The sequence below is a fragment of the Bacteroides timonensis genome (assembly GCF_000513195.1).
GTDB classification, from domain to species: domain Bacteria; phylum Bacteroidota; class Bacteroidia; order Bacteroidales; family Bacteroidaceae; genus Bacteroides; species Bacteroides timonensis.
In genome coordinates this window covers 1-2,050 of the sequence record NZ_CBVI010000199.1, presented here as the reverse complement: position 1 = coordinate 2,050, position 2,050 = coordinate 1, and the positions used below count along the sequence as shown (strand labels likewise).

Here is a 2,050-nt window from a genome sequence, read left to right as displayed (position 1 = left end):
CATCCGCGCATCGGCATACCGGAAAACAAACGTCCCGCCCTTCTCCTTGCGGGGAGAGGGGCGGGACGAGAAACTTTTTCGTATGACGGGCCGGACCGCTACGACAAATTAGTCAAGTCTTTCACCGGAAGACATAAGCCTACAACAATGCAGCATACTTACGTACCTGATTCAGCCGTTCCATAAAAGATTTATCACTGGCTGCCTGACGCATATTATAGTCGAGCTGCATCCGCATCAGCAGTCCTGCGCTTATGCCCAAAGCTGCCTCGAACAGCATGGCTGTGGCAGTGGTGAGGGGACGGCGGCAGTTCAGAATATCGTTCAGAATCTTGTATGAAATGCCCGTCTGTGCGGCAAGCCGGGTCTGCGCCAACTTGCGGCTTTCTATTTCTTCCTTGAGTAGTTCGCCCGGATGAATGAGGCGTTGGCAAGTATATGTTCCCATATTCGTATCTCCTATTTATAATGGTTTGACAATTCCAGAATATTGCATATCGTCACGACTGTTTCAGCCGAGACCTGCTTCACCGTGAACTCAATGCGGTACTGGTCGTTTACCCTGATAGAAGAAATACCTGCCTTATCTCCTTTCAGCACTTCGTAATGCAACGAATGGATGGCATACAGTTCCTCCACGTTTCGGGCTTGTTCCAATACCTTGACGCGCAACTGGTACCGTGTCACGATATGGGGTTGGAAGCGATTTTTTTTGTCCGTCGTCTTTCCGTCCTCATACAATTGACGCAAGTATTCTTTATCAAAGTTTATTTCCATTGCTTTCTATTTCGGTTCACATCGCAAAGGTAATGCTTATATCCAATATTCCACTATAAAAGTGGAAACAATTTCAGGAATCCTGCACTTGCTTTTGAAAGTTTCTCGTTTTCCGGTATGTCAAAGAGTGTTCTTGTTTATATTGTCCCCCTCTTTCGGGGTGCCAATTGGTTTTGCTTCAGTTGCTCACTCCGGACTTTACGCACCAAGCGCCCGGCGGTGGCTGCTGCTTGTTATAATCTTTCCTTGTATTCGATGCTACCGGCATCTATGTCAAACAGACGATGTATCATACATTCTTTCAGTGTGTATGCCTTTTCCAGATTAAAACCGATGGCATTCAGCACTTCCATATTCGGAATGAAGTAGCGCAAACGACCGGTACAGAAATAAATGCCATAAGAATCTTCGCACTTGAATATGCCTACAAAATCGGCATCCATGTTCTCCATGCGAGGGATATGCTGCATAATTTCGCTCGGTATGTCCTGCCAGTCATATTTGGTAAATACTCTTTTAAAGGTTTCCATATCCGGTATACCCATACGTTTCTTTTCATTTGTCTTTCCGTCGTGCTGCAGGAAATAAACGCAAGCATCGCCTTCTTCGCGAACTTTACTTCCTATAAGCGTACTGAAACTATTCACATCATTTGTTTCAGCTCCATTTGCAGCCGGATCATAGGCGTAGTATGCCAACACTTCCTCGTACAAGGCTTCCGTGCCACGGAAATGGGCGAACTGTATCTGTGCCACTCCTGGTTTCATAAACTCGAAAGTGAATGTTTGAGTGGTATCACCACCCGGCTGTTCCGCTTTCTCTACTTCTTCACTCACAAGGGCTGCACTGCCCGATAGAAATGCCAACACATAACGACTTTGTGTACCTGCCTGTATGACACGCTTGACGGTCATCGTTTCACCTACTTTGAAAAATGTTCTAACCATAATCTTTGTTGTTTTAGATAATTAAACAGAAATAATTGATTTATTTTTATTGGAGATTATTATTGCATTGTGACATCACCCGCTGCTGTGCCGGTAGTGCTTTTCCGCTCAATCGAACTTGAGACATCAACGGTACATTCAGTTCTCTATCGCCAACTTTCAGCTTTTGCGATACGGGTGTACCGTCATTTGTTTGCCAGAACTTTGTTAAGTTCTGTACCTGTTGTGCTTGTAGCATTTCCTGCGCACTATTTACCGCATTATGCAGCCCTTTCAGAATATCTGATAGTGCATATTTAGGTCGTTTACTGAATATTCCCATAGCT

Annotated in this window: 4 protein-coding genes; all 4 read right to left on the bottom strand. The window is 44.9% G+C overall.

Annotated features, from left to right (window positions below; genetic code table 11):
- Positions 1-139 precede the first annotated feature (139 nt).
- Entirely contained in the window at positions 140-448 is a 309-nt protein-coding gene (locus tag BN161_RS27800; RefSeq protein ID WP_044272607.1) for a HigA family addiction module antitoxin, read from the bottom strand.
- 11 nt (positions 449-459) lie between these two features.
- Entirely contained in the window at positions 460-777 is a 318-nt protein-coding gene (locus BN161_RS27795; protein WP_044272604.1) for a type II toxin-antitoxin system RelE/ParE family toxin, read from the bottom strand.
- Between the two features lie 233 nt (positions 778-1,010).
- Positions 1,011-1,724, bottom strand: coding sequence for a protease inhibitor I42 family protein (locus BN161_RS28355; RefSeq protein ID WP_052356442.1), 714 nt, complete (start codon positions 1,722-1,724; stop codon positions 1,011-1,013).
- A 46-nt stretch (positions 1,725-1,770) separates the two neighbouring features.
- Positions 1,771-2,050 (bottom strand): DUF2589 domain-containing protein (locus tag BN161_RS27785; RefSeq protein WP_044272601.1); only part of this gene is annotated, 280 nt, incomplete at its 5' end.

Excerpts from the sequence above, each read along its gene's own strand:
- BN161_RS27800 (WP_044272607.1), bottom strand. The coding sequence starts at position 448 with ATGGGAACATATACTTGCCAACGCCTCATTCATCCGGGCGAACTACTC.
- BN161_RS27795 (WP_044272604.1), bottom strand. The coding sequence starts at position 777 with ATGGAAATAAACTTTGATAAAGAATACTTGCGTCAATTGTATGAGGAC.
- BN161_RS28355 (WP_052356442.1), bottom strand. The coding sequence starts at position 1,724 with ATGGTTAGAACATTTTTCAAAGTAGGTGAAACGATGACCGTCAAGCGT.